Consider the following 17,464-nt stretch of genomic DNA (forward strand, 5'->3'; position numbering starts at 1 on the left):
GTGGCATCAAGTTAACACATGATGGGGCAATCGCTGTCGTCGAGGACGGACAGCTTGTCTTTTGCACCGAACAAGAGAAGCGCGGCAACAATCCACGGTATCAATCTGTCGATAACCTCGATGCAGTCGTGCTCGCGTTGGCTGAGCATGGCCTGGATCCACGAGATATTGATCAGTTCGTCATCGACGGCTGGGATGGAGAGATCGAGTCGCAGTTCCAGGTTCTCAGTGGGGCGGTTCCAATCGCGTTGAAGGGGGCGCCATATGTCGAGCGCCATGCCGAGGGCCTTCTAGATTCAGTCGATGGCTATGGCCTGATCCTTGGCGGCAAGGTGTTTCCCTATAAGAGTTACCCGCACGTCACCGGCCACGTCGCCTCGGCATACAGCACCAGCCCGTTTGCCAGCGCCGGAAAGCCCGCGTTCTGTCTGGTATGGGATGGCTGCATCTTTCCACGTCTCTACTATGTCGAACCTCGAGGCGCCCGACTCATTGCCAGTCTGTTTCCAATGATCGGTCATTCCTATGCTGCCGCGGGCCTTCATTTTGGCCCTTACAGGCAGCCGAATCGCACCAATTGGGACTTGGGCATCGCCGGCAAGCTGATGGCTTATATTGCGCTTGGCTCTTTCGACGAAACCATCGTGGCTGTGTTTCAGGAGCTTTACGAAAAGCGCTTCGCTGCGGATACGGAGCAGGCCCGTCGCTACCGCGCCGACATCAACAATGCTGAGGCATCGCTTGCCGCTGTACACGACTTTTTTGAGGCGAGCGCGCTGCGCTTGACGGCCAAGCGAGCCGAAGACGTCCTTGCGTCGTTTCATGTGTTCCTGGAACGTCTTCTTGTCCGGGAAATTGCGATGGTTTTGCTGCGACACTCGTCGCTTCCGGGCGCGAGAAACCTATGTGTAGCCGGGGGGTGCGGGCTCAATATCAAGTGGAACAGTGCGCTTCGGGCGACGGGACTGTTCGATGAGGTCTGGGTGCCGCCGTTTCCAAATGACAGCGGCTCGGCAATTGGCGCCGCTTGCAGCGCGATGGCGGCACAAAAGGGGTTCGGGCCACTAGAATGGTCAGTCTATAGCGGTCCGGCGCTGCAGGCCAGCGAAAGTCCGTCAGAATGGGAGCCTGCACCATGCACTCTCCGCGAGCTTGCGGCCATTCTTGCTGACAACAAACCCGTAATCTTCCTATCGGGACGCGCCGAGCTTGGGCCACGGGCGTTGGGTGGCAGAAGCATTCTTGCAGCAGCGACCTTGCCGGCAATGAAAGATCACCTCAACGACATCAAGCGCCGCGAGCATTTCCGGCCAGTAGCGCCGATTTGCCTGGAGGATCGGGCGCCGGAGATCTTCAGTCCCGGGACGCCAGATCCTTATATGCTGTTCGATCACCAGACCCGGGAGGAGTGGCGCGATAAGGTCCCCGCTATCGTCCATCTGGATGGCTCCGCGCGGTTGCAGACAGTCGCCCGCAACTCTCCACACAAAATCGCCGAGCTGCTCGTCGAGTTCGAACAGCTCACCGGCATTCCGCTGCTCTGCAATACGAGTGCCAACCTCCATGGACGAGGATTCTTCCCGGACGTGGCCGCCGCCTGCCAGTGGGGGCGCGTAGAGCATGTGTGGTGCGACGGCCTGCTCTGGACCAAAACCGTCGTAAGCAAGCCAACTTCGGCTGAACGCCTTTTGTCAGCCTAAGATGAACATGTCCACCGCAGCAATCGACCTTGCCGGCGTCAGAAAATCATTTGGCGACAAAATCATCGTCGATGAGCTGTCGTTCTCGGTTGCGCGCGGAGAATGCTTTGGTCTGCTCGGGCCAAATGGAGCCGGCAAGAGCACGATTGCGCGTATGCTGCTCGGGATGATCTCGCCGGATGCGGGCAAGATTACAATCCTCAACGAGCCTGTGCCTGCGCGCGCGCGTGTAGCACGTATGCGCGTTGGCGTTGTGCCGCAGTTCGATAACCTCGAGCTCGAATTCACCGTACGCGAAAACCTGCTGGTATTTGGCCGTTATTTCGGCTTGAGTGCTCGCAAGGTTGAGACGATCGTACCCTCGTTGCTCGAGTTTGCACGGCTGGAAAGCAAGGCGAACGTCCGCGTCGCGCATCTGTCGGGCGGCATGAAGCGTCGGCTGACACTGGCGCGGGCCCTGATCAATGATCCGCATCTGCTGGTGATGGACGAGCCCACGACCGGCCTCGATCCGCACGCGCGGCACCTGATATGGGAGCGTCTGCGCGTTCTGCTTGCGCGTGGCAAGACAATCCTGCTCACCACCCACTTCATGGAAGAAGCCGAACGCCTATGCGATCGGCTTTGCGTGCTCAAGAGTGGACGCAAGATAGCCGAAGGAAAGCCGAACGCCTTGATCGACGAGCATATCGGATGCGACGTGATCGAGATCTATGGCGGTGATCCACATGAGCTCGGTGAATGGCTCAAGCCTTATACTCGGAATATCGAAGTGAGTGGAGAGACGCTGTTTTGCTATGCGCCGTATCCGGAGCAAGTACGTGTTCAACTGCGCGGCCGAGCGGGCCTTCGCATTCTGCAGCGGCCGCCGAATCTCGAAGACGTGTTCTTGCGGCTGACCGGACGCGAGATGGAGAAGTGAGGGATGGGTGAAAGCTATGCGGCGCTAATGCCCGCTAATGCGTACAACTGGATTGCAGTATGGCGTCGAAACTTCCTGGCATGGAGGAAAGTCGCGCTTGCATCGGTTCTCGGCAACCTCGCAGATCCCATAACCAACCTGTTTGGCCTTGGCTTTGGGCTCGGGCTAATCGTGGGTCGTGTTGAAGGGACCTCCTACATCTCGTTCCTGGCAGCAGGCATGGTCGCGACCAGCGCCATGACGTCCGCGACCTTTGAAACCATGTATGCAACCTTTGCTCGGATGGATGCCAAGCGTACCTGGGAAGCAATCCTGTCCACACAACTCACGCTTGGCGACGTCGTTCTGGGCGAATTGGTGTGGGCAGCCAGTAAGTCCGTTCTGGCCGGAACCGCAATCGGAATTGTCGCTGCGACGCTGGGTTATGCGTCCTGGGCGTCCATTTTGTATGCGATGCCGACGGTGGCCTTGACCGGCCTTGTCTTTGCAAGTTTGGCGATGGTCGTCATATCTCTTGCGCCGAGCTACGACTACTTCGTGTTTTACCAGACGCTAATCCTGACACCCATGGTGTTTCTGTGTGGCGCAGTCTTTCCGATGAGCCAACTGCCGAGCTCCTTTCAGCACATCGCCGGCTTGTTGCCGCTGGCGCATTCGGTCGATCTCATCCGCCCGGCGATGCTGGACCGTGCGGCCAGCGGCGGGGCTGCCTTCCATGTCGGTGCGCTCTGCATGTACGCGGTATTACCTTTCTTTGTGTCGACGGTATTGTTTCGGCGCCGTCTGCTGCGTTGACGGAATTCGCGATGCGCTGTCTTGGTTGAGGTAGCGTGAGCTGCGACAGGGGCAGTCGCAATGGCTTTATAACAAGCCGGGCGCACGGCGCCGGATCGGTCGGACGGTGCGGGAACGCCCAGCACCCAAATAGGCTGAGCCGGCTCGGCGCCGGGCCGGACTTCGCAAAGCATTGGTTGTGCTTCCTGGCCCGCGTGGCCGAGGGAGCGTGACAGTACAGACGAACTAGTTGGGGAGGGCGGTTCGCCTTCCTGTCATGACCAAATGGAGAGCGAGATGTTGTGTCTCGGAGTGAGTGGCGGTCTGGACAGAATCTATCAAAACTCGGCCGAGCTGCCCAATACATTTCTGCACGATGGCGCTGCAGTGCTCGTGCGGGATGGCCGCGTGCTTGCTGCTGTCGAAGAAGAGCGCCTCAATCGAGTCAAGCACTCCAACAAGTTGCCAAGCAACTCGATCCGATACTGCCTTTCAGCTGCAGGAGTGGAGCTTGGCGAGATCGACCGCATCGCGTTCTACGCGACTGAATCCTACTGCAATACCATGCTGGAGCGGCTATTTCTTTCTCAGGCCGTGCCGTTAGACGCCAAACTGTTGCTACGTCAGCTGCTGGCGCGGGAGTTCCGCACCGAAGTCGATGCGTCGCGCGTGTTCTTCGTAAATCACCATGAAGCGCATGCCGCGAGCGCATTTGCCATGTCTGGATTCGAGCAAAGCCTGATCTTTACGGTCGACGGTGGCGGAGACTTTCTCTCAGGTCTGCTGGCAGTAGGGTCTGGCACCGAAATTTCGCAACTCGCAAGCTTTCCAGAACATAACTCTCTGGGGCTGTTCTATCTCGAGGCGATCCGTTATCTCGGCTACGGGTTGTTCGACGAGTACAAAGTGATGGGGCTTGCCCCCTATGGGGACCCTGCGCCCTATCGCGAGCTCTTCGCGCAGTTCTATGAATTGTTGGACAATGGCGGTTATCGGGTCCATCTGGATCGAATCGGCCCGGCCTTGATCCGCAGCATCCAGGTCCGGCGAAAGGGAATGGCATTCACACAGCAGCATCGAGACGTCAGCGCTTCGCTGCAGGAAGCGCTGGAGCGGATCATCTTTCATATCCTGCGGCATCATCGCGAAGCGACGGGCATGAAGCGCTTGTGCCTGGCGGGAGGCGTAGCCCACAATTGCACGATGAACGGTAAGCTGCTCTATTCCGGCCTTTTCGACGACATCTTCGTCCAGCCCGCGGCGCATGACGCCGGTTGCGCACTCGGCGCCGCATTGATGATGTCAAACGAGCTGGGCCGGCCCGCGCCGCGCGAGCGATTGTCGGACGTCTATTGGGGACCCGATCTCGGGACCGAGCAAGCCATAGAACACGAGCTCAATGCATGGTCCAGCCACCTCGATTTTCAACGTAGTGATGACATCGCAGCGAGTGCAGCGGACTGGATGGCAAATGGCGCTGTCATCGGCTGGGTTCAGGGCCGTTCTGAGTTCGGGCCACGTGCGCTTGGCAACCGCAGCATTCTCGCCGACCCGCGGCCAGCGGAAAACAAGAACCGGATAAACGCGATGGTCAAAAAGCGCGAGGGCTATCGTCCGTTTGCGCCGTCAGTGCTGGAGGAGGATGCAAGCGAGTTCTTTGAGCTCCCAGGCGGCAAGCGGGAGTTTCCCTTCATGAACTTCGTGGTTCGTGTGCGGGCGGCCCACCATAGCGTGCTTGGTGCGGTCACGCACGTTGATGGAACTGCTCGGCTGCAAACGGTCTCGCGCAACACAAATCCTGCCTATTGGGATGTCATTAATGCATTCAAGAAGCGAACCGGCATCCCGGTTCTTCTAAACACGTCCTTTAACAACAATGCCGAGCCGATCGTCGATTCCGTTTCAGACGCCATCGTCACCTTCTTGACGACCGACCTGGACGGACTTGTAGTTAAGCCATTCCTCGTCGAGAAGCGGCCGGCAACACTGCCGGATTGGTGTACACTGGGCGTTTCATTGCCTCCGTATGCATCCCTTCATCGTATTCGCTCTTACACAGCGGAAGATCGTCAGGAAACGGTTTCCGAGATCCGTATGGGACATTCGGGGCGCGAGAGCATGCGTATCTCGCATGAGCTCTTCGACCTGCTGATGCGGATCGAGGGGGAGGCCTCGCTCGGCTGGCTTCTCGACACAACTATGTTGGACCAGCCCCGGCGCGAAGATCTCGTCAAGGAACTTCGGCTCTTGTGGGAACAGCGGGGCGTTCGGCTGCATCCGCCACGCGCCGCTTGCGTCCGCATTAAAGCGCTGGGCGAAGCATAACCGGCGATCATATGTAAGACCAAGACTGCGCCTCCATGTACAGGAGGCTAGGCCGAGGTGGAATAGGGCACCAATAGGCATCCAGTTGAAATCGGGTATATCGGCGCAACAACTCTAGTGGAAGAAAAGAGGGAGGCGTTGAGAGAACCCACTACGAGGATAGCGCTGCTATGAAGTTCTACCGACGCAACGCGCGAGCAGCACAAGCGCCGACCATAACATCGGCCAAGACCATATGTGAGGTGTCTCCAATGACGTCTCTTGTTCAACCAGGAGTCCGGAAGGAGGCAATGCAGATGCCTGGCGGTTCGAAAAATGATCAGTTCGTTGTTTCCCGACGACGTACGGGCTTGGGCGACTGCCTGTGGTCGCTGGCTGCAGCGTGGCGTTTTGCCGAGCGGACCGGACGGAAGCTGGTCATCGATTGGCGGGGGTCCTGTTATCTCGATCAACCATTCACCAACGCCTTTCCCGTCTTCTTCGAACCGGTTCAAGATATTGCCGGCGTACAGGTGATCTGCGACGACCGGATCAACCAGCACTCATTTCCTGGACCATTTTTCCCGGCATGGTGGAATAGGCCAGCTATTGATTGCGCCTATCGCCCGGATGAGCAGATTTTCCGGGAACGCGATGAACTCGATCAGCTGTTCCAAAGCGGGCAAGATAGCGATGCAAATACAGTTGTGTGTGACGCCTGCCTGATGTGGCGCTGCGATGAGGAGGCTGAACGAGAGATCTTTCGGAGCATCAAGCCGCGATCCGAAGTGCAGGCACGGATTGATGCCATCTTCCGTGAGCACCTTGCGTCGTTCAGCGTGATCGGCATTCATGTTCGGCACGGCAACGGAGAGGATGTTATGGGGCATGCGCCCTACTGGGCTGATCCCGAGCGGGCTTTGCAACAGGTCTGTAACGCCATCGACAAGGCCAAGGCGTTACCGCATGCAAAACCGGTCAGGGCGTTCCTGTGCACAGACAGCGCGCACGTCCTTGAGAGGGTGTCAGCTATGTTTCCTGACGTTTTCACCATCCCAAAGCGCTTCCAGGCAGCTCAGGCCGGGCCGTTGCACAGCGCGGCGCTCGGAGCTGAGGGCGGCTTTTCCGCTCTCATCGAGATGTATCTTCTTGCGCGATGCGATACCGTGATCCGTTTCCCCCCGACGAGCGCTTTCACGCGCTATGCGCGCCTCTTTGCGCCGCGCGTTATAGAATTCGATTTGAACGATCCGAGCCGATTGATCTTGATTGAAGAAGCATCAAAAGAACTCGTGGCTTCATGAAAGTCGTAACCCGTCTCATCGATCTGATCGCCGCTTTTTGCATCGAGCAGCACTGCCACTACGTTTCCGGACGACAATTGATCGCCCAAACCGACGTTCCAACGGACCCTTGCCCTGGAGAACAGCAAGATGCGGCGGCCGAATGCCGTCCGCTGAAGCTCGATCTTGACAAGAGCGGCGTTACCGTACCGCCACCACGCTGACCAGATGGACATCGTCCTCGGCCTTGCCTCGCGACGACCCGCAAGTGAAAGCTTCTCGGCGGTTCGTCGCGGATCAAGTTTTCGAAGGAGGTTACGTTGGGCCGGTGAGTTCCGTTGCCGCGGCCGCCACTCGCTCGCGCGGACGGACCCTTCGGGTTCGAGCATTGAGTTGGACATTCAGTGCGCCCGCTCGTGATCGCGCAACCAATCAGCGCGGCGATGTGCTGCGATGAGCTCGGTATCAGTTGCGAGAAAACCTAACGTATGGAGTTGGTGCGTCAGGTTCTGTTTCGTACCGACACGGTTACTGGGTGTCTCCACCATCGTGACCGATCGTTGCCTCGACGAGGAGCGTTCCTTATCCGCTCGCTGCTTCGGATCTCGATCACGAGAGCGCAGTGTGGTGTCTGGTCCTAGCAGTGACCGAGTGTGCTCCAGGCATTGTGTGGGTGATGCACCATCGATGTTGCAAAGCACACGCACCATGTCGCGAATCCGCCAAGCTTTTGGCGTGCGCGACATTAGGACGCAAAACCGGAGCGTCTTTGCGTGCATCGGAGTGGCCCAAATCCTGCTACGTGTTCGCCAGCGGCGCTACAGGAGAGGAGGCGGGCGTGGGTCTCGATCTGCCAAATGACGATCTGATCGCAGGTCCGCTGCCCGAGACACATTTGGGCTGTCCCTTTCGCGCCGATGAAGCCCGCCTCCATCAGGGAGAGCAGAAGGCGATGTTGCTGACTGGGGCATCGCGCGGAATTGGGCATGCCACTGCCAAGCTGTTTTCGGAGGCAGGTTGGCGCATCATTTCTTGCGCGCGCCAGCCATTCGATGGCGCGCGGTGCCCGTGGGACTCCGGGCGCGAGGATCATGTCCAGGTCGACCTTAGCGATTATCAAATGCTGCCGCGCTTGATCGCGCAGGTCAAGGAACGCTTGGCGGGCGCACCCTTGCACGCATTAGTGAACAACGCCGGCATCTCGCCGAAGACGTCTGATGGTGACCGGCTGACCTCGTTGACGACGTCAACTGAAACCTGGATGAGAGTGTTCCATCTGAATCTCGTGGCCCCGATCCTGCTGGCGAGGGGTTTATTTGACGAGCTAAGGGCCGCGTCAGGATCGATTGTCAACGTGACGTCGATCGCTGGTTCGCGGGTGCACCCGTTTGCCGGCAGCGCCTACGCGACGTCGAAGGCCGCGCTTGCGAGTCTCACACGCGAAATGGCCCACGATTATGCGCCCTATGGCGTTCGTGTGAACGCGATCGCGCCAGGCGAGATCAGAACGGACATGTTGTCGCCCGACACGGAAGCGCGTCTCGTGCCAAACATCCCGTTGCGCAGAGTGGGAACACCCGACGAAGTGGCCAAGGTCATCTTCTTCCTATGCTCGGATGCCGCAAGCTATGTTACGGGGGCCGAGGTGCCGATCAATGGTGGGCAACATCTGTGAATCGACCAAGCCTGGCAACGCGGCTGACTTAAGCCTCAGCGTTGAAGTTCGTGTTCTACGCTGACGTCGCGCACCTATTCCGAAAAAAGATGAAATCAAACCACTGTAAGGTTACCGTCGTGCCATGAAAAGGTGTTACGCTTCTATGTCATCTCGTTAATTCGTAACGCTAGATCGAGCATGACATGCAAAACGAAGCTCGCAAATCCGAACAAGGTGCTAGGGAGGATGATCAAAATAACGGAGACCGCCTCATGCTGCATATCGCTTCCGCACGCGAGATACCTGCCTCTCATCCAGAGACGGAGCGCGAGCTCTCGGGCGAGCCGCTGCGCGAGAGCGCGCTGACCGGTATCTTCGAAATATCGAAAATACTCACCGCTCCCTGCCGGCTCGAGGTCACGCTGGCCAACGTCGTAGGCCTTCTGCAATCGTTTGTGCAGATGCGACACGGTATCGTCTCACTGTTCGACGATGACGGGATGCCGGACATTACCGTGGGTGCTGGCTGGAGCGAAGGCAGCGACGACCGCTTCCGGATGCGCCTGCCACGGAAGGCAATCGACCAGATCGTTGCGACCGACAGGCCTCTTGTCGCCGAGAACGTGGCAGCGGAGCCGGCGTTCAGCGCAGCTGACCTTGAGGTGCTCGGTGCCTCGGATAACATGCCGGTGTCGTTCATCGGAGTTCCGATCCGCATCGATCCGAAAGTCGTGGGTACACTGACGCTCGACCGTGTCTGTGACGAAAGGTCGAGTCTCCGGCTCGATTATGATGCGCGGCTGCTCACCATGATCGCCAACCTGGTGGGACAGACAGTAAGGCTTCATCGCTTGTTCGCCTGCGATCGCGAGCGGCTGATGGTGGAGAAGGACCGTCTGCAAAAGCAATTATTCGAGTTTAGGCAGCCTGTACGGGAGCGTAAGAAGGTACCTGTTCATGGGATCATCGGCGACAGTCCGGCGCTGCGCGGCTTGCTCGAAAAGATCGCGGTCGTGGCCAAATCGAACAGCACGGTTCTGCTGCGCGGCGAATCCGGTACCGGAAAGGAACTTGTAGCCAAGGCTATTCACGAATCATCGTCCCGCGCCAAGCGGCCCTTCATTAAGCTGAATTGCGCGGCACTACCTGAGACAGTGCTGGAATCCGAATTGTTCGGTCATGAGAAAGGTGCCTTTACTGGCGCCTTCAGCTCGCGCAAGGGGCGCTTCGAGCTTGCTGACAAAGGCACACTGTTCCTTGACGAGATCGGCGAGATTTCGGCCCCGTTCCAGGCGAAGTTGCTGCGTGTCCTGCAGGAGCAGGAGTTCGAGCGGGTCGGCAGCAACCAGACCATAAAGGTCGATGTTCGAGTCATAGCCGCAACCAACAAGAACCTTGAAGAGGCTGTGGCAAGGAGCGAGTTTCGCGCAGACCTCTACTATCGCATCAGCGTTGTTCCCTTGCTGCTGCCGCCGCTGCGCGAAAGACGCAGCGATATTCCGCTGCTTGCCGGTGAGTTCCTGAGGAATTTCAATAGCGTGAACGGCCGTACGCTGACCTTGGAAGCGAGCGCGATCGATGTGCTGATGAACTGCGGCTTTCCGGGAAATGTCCGCGAGCTCGAAAACTGCATCGAGCGCACAGCGACCCTGTCGGCCGGGCCATCGATCGTGAGAAATGATTTTGCATGTTGCCACGGCCAGTGCCTTTCCGCGATGCTGTGGAAAAGTACGTCCGAGGAGGCGACAGTCCAAACGGCACCGGTCGTCCCAGTGCCCGCCAAGCCGATCAGTTTGCCGTCTGAAGCGACCGCGCCGGCCCCACTTGTCGGCAGCGAACTGGCCTCACTGGCACCCCCTGGCACAGTCCTCGTAAGTGGCGCGAAGATGGCCGATCGCGAGCGGGTCATTGCAGCCATGGAAAAATCTGGTTGGGTACAGGCAAAAGCTGCACGCTTGCTCGGACTAACGCCGCGCCAGATTGGCTACGCGCTGAGGAAGTACGGAATCGAGATCAAGCGGTTCTGAACGTGCGCGGACCATGAGAGGACTGGGTTTTTGCGGGCGCATCCAATGCCACCAAAATCTGAAAAAGGGCGGCCCGCCTCGGCGGCAGGTTGACCACGCATGCGAGGAACCGCCCGTCTGCCGCCCTGGCAAGGCGACTTCGCTTGGAGCGCAGCGAGAACTGGGCTGAGCGGCGCGGTGGTGAACCCGCCGGCATGTTACGGGTTGAAACCATTTTGCCGCCCCTGACGGACGCCGTGCGTCGCCGACCAGCGGTAGACAACAGCTCCGACCTCGAACAAGTTCACCGCTCTTCCCGTCAGTTTGTCGCTGGATCATGGCGCCTAAGCCACCTTCTCTTTCCCAGAAGACTAATTGAATGGACAAACTAGCCTAGGGTGGATGAATGGAGGAGCGAACATAAGGTGGGCGGCGCAAAAGGCGGTGCGTCTGGGACGGCCGCCGACGGACTTGGCCGCCGAAGTGGACCTGCGGATCTCGACCGCGGCATGCGAGTTGTTCCTGGCTCGTGAACTCGCCGGCGTCAGCGTCGAGGAGATCGCATGCCGTACTAGCAAGGCAACGGTCTATACCCGTTTCCCGACCAAAGAGGCGCTGTTTGCCGCGATCTTCCATAGCAAGCCGCGCGGCTTCGCCTTTCGCACGTAGGACGGCGCTCCTCACCATGAGGGAGATGTCAATGGCGGAGTTGGCGAGCTCGAAGATCAGATTGTCGCTCGATCCGTCAACCAGAATCGTGTCGACATCGGGGATGCGGTGCCGTGATCGAGGAGAGTAGCCCTGAGATTACCGGCTGAAAGTGAGGCGTGTACAAGTCAATCGACCGCTCTCGCCGCGGGAGTGGGTCCTGAGACGAGGTCGCGTCCATGTGCCGCGATCTGACGTCGAGTACCGGTCAATCCTCGTCGGCGGCGATCGACTCCATCAGCGACACCAGCTGACGCTGGACGGTCTGATCCTTGATCTTACTGTAGGCGCGCAGCAACCGCAGACTGAAGGCGCTGTCCAGGAACAGGAGGCTCTCAACCTCGCGCGCCTTGTTGTCACCGCCGTAAAAGAAGGTGACGGGGACGTCGAGCGTAGTGGCGATCTGCTGAAGACGGGCAGCGCCGACACGGTTGACGCCCTTCTCGTACTTCTGGACCTGCTGGAAGCTGACGCCGAGCTTATCGCCGAGTTCGGCCTGCGAAATCTTCTGCTCCACACGCCGCAGGCGGATCCGCTTGCCCAACTCAATGTCAGGCTTGCCGGCACTGCGCTGCTGCATCTTCTTTGCTGCTGATCTATTCATTCTGGCGACCCGTCCTTACGATCGAGAGGTCCCCTGCCTTCTAGGTCAGGGATCCGTCACTCCGACAGTTACGCTTGGCAGAATATCGACCGAACCACAACTAGCGCGAGTTCAATTGTCATGGATTTTGTGAGCATGCTTACCGCCGGCGCAGCTTCATTCCCGTATTTCTACCGGAGCTCCAACATGATTGCGTACCGTGTTCATCGCGCAAGGGCGCCCAAATTCTCGATAAATTTGCAGCTCACAAGGTTGTTCTTGCGAAAGGCAACGACGATTGCCTCTTCCTCAATCGAGCGGACGGTCTTGCAACCCGTCGGTGCATCGTGCACGACGCCGCCTTACGCTGCTTGGTGATGGTCTTCTGATTAGGACCGTGCTGGCTAATTCTTTAATTCTTTGAGCGAGCTTTCGATCGCTGTATCGCCGCTCGTGGCGCGCGTGGCCGTGCGCTGTCATAGAGTGTTTGGCCACAGGTCCTCCCGCATGATGGATCAGACGTCGTTCGCCCTGTTTTCCCTCGCTTCGAGGCATCTGAGAGCCCGTTGGTATTCGAACTCGCACCACGCAAGCTCGAATGGTTCCATCAGTATCTCTATCCACGTCTCGGCAAATGCTGTCATTCCGACGAAAAATAGAATTCGCGACCTCCCGATTCGCTATCAGTTGACGAAGCCGGCGAAGACGAATGAGATGTCGCTGTGGCCAGCCGCGCATGCAGCTAAGAGGATCGTGATCAGCGGCTCAATTGAACCTTGGTAAAAATTGGGCACCTCAAGGGGGTCACTTAACGATACGAAAGTTTATGGCGGTCGTTCGCCTGGCTCGCACACTTCATCCAACGGCTGCCCGAGCAGCAAAATAATCCCCTGCGCCATCTTCCGCAGCTAGTAGCACGCATCCATTGCAAAAAACCGCGTCCGCGACGCTACGCCAGTACACCAGCGCACGTCGTCGAGTTAGCGGTGGCAGAAAGCTGACCGAGTTGCCGTGGGCGATGCAGTCAATGAGGATGTCGGCTAGACGCTCCAAACGCTTATCCACTTCGTCGGGCGCCGATGCGCCGTACCTGAATATCGTCCGTCATCTGATTTCGGACAGAGCGAGCCGATTGCCCCGGGCTGGCTCGGACGGTGGGTTAATTGCCAACACCACGGAAATAGCGAGTTTCCATCGGAGCGACATGCTCTTGAATTGCCATAAGGTGGTCACGTGCCGTGTCGCCTAACCCAACCGAAGCTGGCAAATCACCATAGAAGATTGCTCCGCCAAGGCTGCAATGCTTAGCTGCCCGCTCGAAGCGCCCGGACAAGGCACGCTCCGTATTACGAACCGAATTTTGCGCATAGCTCCGCAGCACGAAACAAATTTAACGCGGAGATGAGATTCTTGTCGCGTGGGAACAGCCTCCGAGCGGACTTGATCCGCGAGTCGTGGTCCAGTCCAGATATCGTCTGGCTCTCAAGAATAAGTGCCTCGGAGAATCTGCGAAGAGCAGGGTGATACTGGTCAAGGGCGGCCTCGCTGCGTCTATCGGCACGAGTCATCATTTTAAAGAAACTTTCGTCGTCCTCTGAGGGGGGCTGGGCGGAATCGCACTGCGAGTAGCTGGCTCGCAGCAAACGCGAAGATTGCTCAACGGCGCCTCATCGTTCGATTAGTAGAATTCGTTGACGTGAGCGATAGGATTGCTGATTTGCTTAGATCAAACGCTTGACGCCGAAAGCGGAGAACATGCCCGTAATCGGCGAAGTTCGGTGGTACTGCTTTAATGTGCACCTTTGATTCCGAGCCATAGCATTACCAGTCGCGTCATCAATGCGGCGCTGGTCTTCTTCAGACTGATGAGGACAGGTACCGGTACTGGCTGGGAGCGCCGTCGCCAAGGACGGCTCAAACGTCTATTGCCTCGCCGGCCCCTCTTGCTGCTCTTCCGAAGTGGCATGCTGCAGCTGCGACCAAACTGTTACATTGGATGGGGTCACGATTGTGCGGGTCCACCCAGCCTCACGTCCAAGATCACCTGAGCAGACATCCTACCAGAGCAAGCTTTCGAGAAGCTGACGAAGCCGCAGCGTAGCTGCTCGCGCTCGGGCGGGGCGAAGTTGGCTCCGATCTCTTCCGTCACGCTTACGTCATCGGCTTCCCTCGGGCATGGTGTCGGGCCGAGAGCGCCGAAGTGACTTTGGATCGTCGACATTCAGAAGGTGAGCCGCGCGCCGCCCTATCGGATGGTCAGCAGTGGCAGCCTTCCGGCCCGGTAGCTCTGCGGCGAGCGCCCTGGTTTATCGTCGCCATTACTTCCTACCGGAAATGATCGGATATAGCGTTTGGTTGTATTTCCGGTTTCCCTTGAGCTTGCGCATTGTCGACGAATGCAGGGGGCGCTGGGCGTCGAGTGAGCTATGAAATCTTGCGCCGATGGGAACGGAGATTCGGCAAGGCGTTCTGCGCTGCCACCAGCGCGCTCCGCTCGCGGTCACAAACGGGATCCGGATGGAGTCTGATCCGGTGGCGGAGAGCGACATCGGCTACGACGCGAGCGAATCATGAAGCGGCATTGGCCGCGCTGTCGAAGTATCCTGCGCGTGATCAAGTTCAACCCAGGCTATGCCAGTCGTGACCTGACACAGCCTTGCACGGACGAACGTGGTCTGTTCGTCGTAATCCAGGCGAGCAATGACCTTGAACTCTGGCATCGCTTGCTAGTTTAGAATCGCGGGTTTCCCAGGTACGGCCGGCGAGCGAACAACACGCCGAGGTGGTCGGAGGTGGTCATCAGACGGCAACTGCATCATCCATGCGACCTGAACAATCGCTCGTCCCGTAACGACCAAACGAGACTGCAGGATCGGAGCGGCTATCGCATCGATCAGAGCTCGAGGCCCTGCTCCCGGAGAACCTTATGCATCAGCTCGCCCTTGATCTCGCAGGCGATTTCGCTGAGGATCTGGGCTCCGACCACCCGCCGGGCATCGACATCATCCGTCAGGCCAGGCTCCGCGAGTCGTTCGTTCAAGCGCGTCGGAAACTCATCTTCCATTGCATCGGCAAGCCGGTCCCGCATCGCGGCATGATCATCGGGGGCGATCCGCTTCACCACCGTATCCCAAGGCTCCCAGCGCGTTGCCAGAAAATCCGCGAAACCCGCCGCTTCCTGTTCCCGCACCGACGTCTCAGCCCGGGCAACGTCGTCCGCCGTGACGTCAGAGAGATTCAAGAAGCGCATATCAGGGGCGATGTGGCGCAATTCCAGCCGATCCCGTAGCTGGGTCTGATAGGCAAGATAGACCTCGATCTCGTCGATATTGGCGTCCGGGTCGGCACGACGGAGCGAGCGGACCGTCTCGCGTGCGATATCGTCAAGCGCCTCCAAACGAAACATGACACGGCCGTGTTGGAGCAGTTGGTCGAGCTGACTGTCATAAAGCCCATCCTTGACATCAGCGTTCAGGCGTGCGGTCTGCATACCGTTCCAAGTCAAAGTGACGCGGTCCTCGCAGGACGCAGTCGCTCCACTGGCCAGCTCGAAATACTGCTCGCGCAGCCGCGGCCTCATCGCGGCCTGTAGCAGATTCTCGGCCACCTGGTCGCGGAACGCCTGATGACCATAGTTCACGGTGCCCGCGAGCCTTTCGAGAAAGAGTGCGAAGTCCTGCGCACCCGGCTCTTCGGCGAAGCCCTGCCAGGCGGCCACTGCGCCGGGCTCGTCCGCGAGCCAATCCGCAACAACCTCGTGCAGGAGTGGCGGCTGATGTTCCACCGGTTGTAGGGGCATCGACAGCAAGACCTGCGGGCCGGCATAATCCGGGCCGCGCGTGGCTGACGCCAAATCGGCCAGCACTGGGCCCGGTATCGGATTAGATCGCACATCGATGCTGGACGCGCTGCCGAGCTGCGTCAGCACGGTCGCGGGCAGGCCGGTGAGCTGATTGTTGCTGGCGCCGAGCATTTCAAGGCCGACCGGGAGTGTCTCTGGCAGATTGGTCAGCTGATTTTCGCTGACGTCCAGGTATCGAAGTCTGGCCGGAACGCCAGGCAAGCTTGTCAGCTGGTTGTCGCCTGCGTCCAGGTACCGCAGCCTTGCTGGAAGATCGGGCAGACTGGTCAGCTGATTTTCGCTGACGTCCAGGCGGCGGAGCCTGGCTGGAAGATCGGGCAGGCTGGTCAGCTGGTTATTGCTGGCAGACAACTCCTCGATCGTTGCCGGAAGGGCGGGCAGATCGGTCAGCTGGTTGCTATCGACAGTCAAGCTGCGGAGCCTAAATGGCAGCTCTGCCGGCAGGCTGGAAAGCTCGTTGGCCATGAGGTGGAGGTGCCGGAGCCTGCTCGGAAGGGCGGGCAGACTGGTCAGCCGGTTGTCAGAGGCGTAGAGGTCCCGGAGTCCGCCCGGAAGCCGGGCCGGCAGGCTGCTCAACTGGTTGCCGATGACATTGAGGGTCCGGAGCCTGGGCAAGAGTGAGGCTGGCAAGGCGGTCAGGGACAATGACGACAAATTCAGCTCGTCTCCGACATCACCTTCGTCCCGCCATGCCCTCGTCCGGTTGACCCCCTCTTGCCGATTCTCGTCTTCGCCCTGCCCCTCTTCCGCTGCCCAGGTCGCCAGGACGCGGTCCTGCGACGAGACGAGGTCGGCGGCGGCCGCTCCTGTCGCCCACCGCGTCAGGGCTGACGCCCACTGGGTCAGGCACGAAGGGGACTGCCCGGCGGCCCTAGACGTTGGCTCGGTGCTTTCGGATTCGAAAGGTATGCCGGCGCGAGGCTGGGCCCGTTCTGTATTCATCGAACTCCATGGCATGTCTTGTCTCAGCCGACTAGGCGGCTCAAGCTTTTTGCGCCACCTGAACAGCTAGCTCACATGAAGGCCGGCCATGCGAGCCACCTCGGAAACAGTCGCTCCCGGCTCGAGCGATGCTGCAACTAGCTTTCCTTCTCATCTCGCGACCACCGAGGCTCGACCGATGTGATCACCTCTGCCCGCGAAATCGTCATAGCCCTTCTCCCAGGATGCCCCCTAGGACCTGCAGCGCTTGCCTCCGTCAAACAAGGCGGCCGTCAACGGAGGCGTACGCTAGGAAGCTCAGCTGTCGATAAGCTGACGAGCGTCAGGTTATCCGCCATGTTCAAAGACTAGCGCGCGCCAATCGGGAGCAACTTCAAATACGGTCTGAGCAGTGGGCAAGGGGCAGGTTGCGGCGGATCGACCCGGGCCCCCAACACAATTTGTCGACCCAGAGTCGTGGGACTCAAAGCTGGGTGCGAGATTTGCCGACGCCGTTTTGGCATGAAGGGGATCAAGCAGGTCTGCCTCCCCCCGATAGCTGGAATATGGCGAATTCTCCCCGCGACCAACCTATCCGCCAGTGGAAAGCCATCCACTATCATTTGTGGAAAGCCTCGGGGATATCGATCTTCGGTGCATCACAGTATATAGCGCGACGATCTGGGTCGGAAGAGCGCGGCGATCAGGATGGCGAGTCAGTGTCGCGGCGCGATGATGATCGCC

11 protein-coding genes are annotated in these 17,464 nt (G+C 59.0%); 9 read left to right on the plus strand and 2 right to left on the minus strand.

Features of this window, described 5'->3' with window-relative positions; genetic code table 11:
- The 9 genes from nodU to IF803_RS40520 form a co-directional block, all read left to right on the plus strand.
- The coding region (gene nodU, locus IF803_RS40480; protein WP_461195957.1) for a nodulation protein NodU at positions 1–1,700 on the plus strand (1,700 nt) is incomplete at its 5' end.
- Position 1,701: 1 nt separating this feature from the next.
- Positions 1,702–2,622: a nodulation factor ABC transporter ATP-binding protein NodI gene (gene nodI, locus IF803_RS40485; protein ID WP_018270195.1), complete on the plus strand. Its 921-nt coding sequence runs from the start codon at positions 1,702–1,704 to the stop codon at positions 2,620–2,622.
- A 3-nt stretch (positions 2,623–2,625) separates the two neighbouring features.
- Positions 2,626–3,417 carry an ABC transporter permease gene (locus IF803_RS40490; RefSeq protein ID WP_016842047.1) on the plus strand — a complete coding sequence of 264 codons (792 nt, stop codon included), beginning with the start codon at positions 2,626–2,628 and terminating at the stop codon, positions 3,415–3,417.
- Positions 3,418–3,693: 276 nt separating this feature from the next.
- Positions 3,694–5,721: a carbamoyltransferase family protein gene (locus tag IF803_RS40495; RefSeq protein WP_026192376.1), complete on the plus strand. Its 2,028-nt coding sequence runs from the start codon at positions 3,694–3,696 to the stop codon at positions 5,719–5,721.
- Positions 5,722–5,891: 170 nt separating this feature from the next.
- Positions 5,892–7,004, plus strand: a complete 1,113-nt coding sequence (locus tag IF803_RS40500; protein WP_077231073.1) for a nodulation protein NodZ — start codon at positions 5,892–5,894, stop codon at positions 7,002–7,004.
- Positions 7,001–7,207: a hypothetical protein gene (locus tag IF803_RS40505; protein ID WP_125459275.1), complete on the plus strand. Its 207-nt coding sequence runs from the start codon at positions 7,001–7,003 to the stop codon at positions 7,205–7,207. Before IF803_RS40500 ends, IF803_RS40505 begins: the two co-directional genes overlap by 4 nt.
- Before the next feature lie 614 nt (positions 7,208–7,821).
- Positions 7,822–8,658, plus strand: a complete 837-nt coding sequence (locus IF803_RS40510; RefSeq protein WP_026192378.1) for an SDR family NAD(P)-dependent oxidoreductase — start codon at positions 7,822–7,824, stop codon at positions 8,656–8,658.
- Positions 8,659–8,912: 254 nt separating this feature from the next.
- Entirely contained in the window at positions 8,913–10,667 is a 1,755-nt protein-coding gene (gene nifA, locus IF803_RS40515; RefSeq protein ID WP_016842042.1) for a nif-specific transcriptional activator NifA, read from the plus strand.
- A gap of 450 nt (positions 10,668–11,117) precedes the next feature.
- Entirely contained in the window at positions 11,118–11,315 is a 198-nt protein-coding gene (locus IF803_RS40520; RefSeq protein WP_157183431.1) for a helix-turn-helix domain-containing protein, read from the plus strand.
- Between the two features lie 247 nt (positions 11,316–11,562).
- Here the strand turns inward: IF803_RS40520 and IF803_RS40525 are convergent, their stop codons facing one another.
- Positions 11,563–11,934 carry a helix-turn-helix domain-containing protein gene (locus IF803_RS40525; RefSeq protein ID WP_016842040.1) on the minus strand — a complete coding sequence of 124 codons (372 nt, stop codon included), beginning with the start codon at positions 11,932–11,934 and terminating at the stop codon, positions 11,563–11,565.
- Between the two features lie 2,896 nt (positions 11,935–14,830).
- Positions 14,831–16,741, minus strand: coding sequence for an NEL-type E3 ubiquitin ligase domain-containing protein (locus tag IF803_RS40530; RefSeq protein WP_018270203.1), 1,911 nt, complete (start codon positions 16,739–16,741; stop codon positions 14,831–14,833).
- Positions 16,742–17,464 lie beyond the last annotated feature (723 nt).

Source organism: Bradyrhizobium sp. UFLA06-06 (assembly GCF_054820065.1).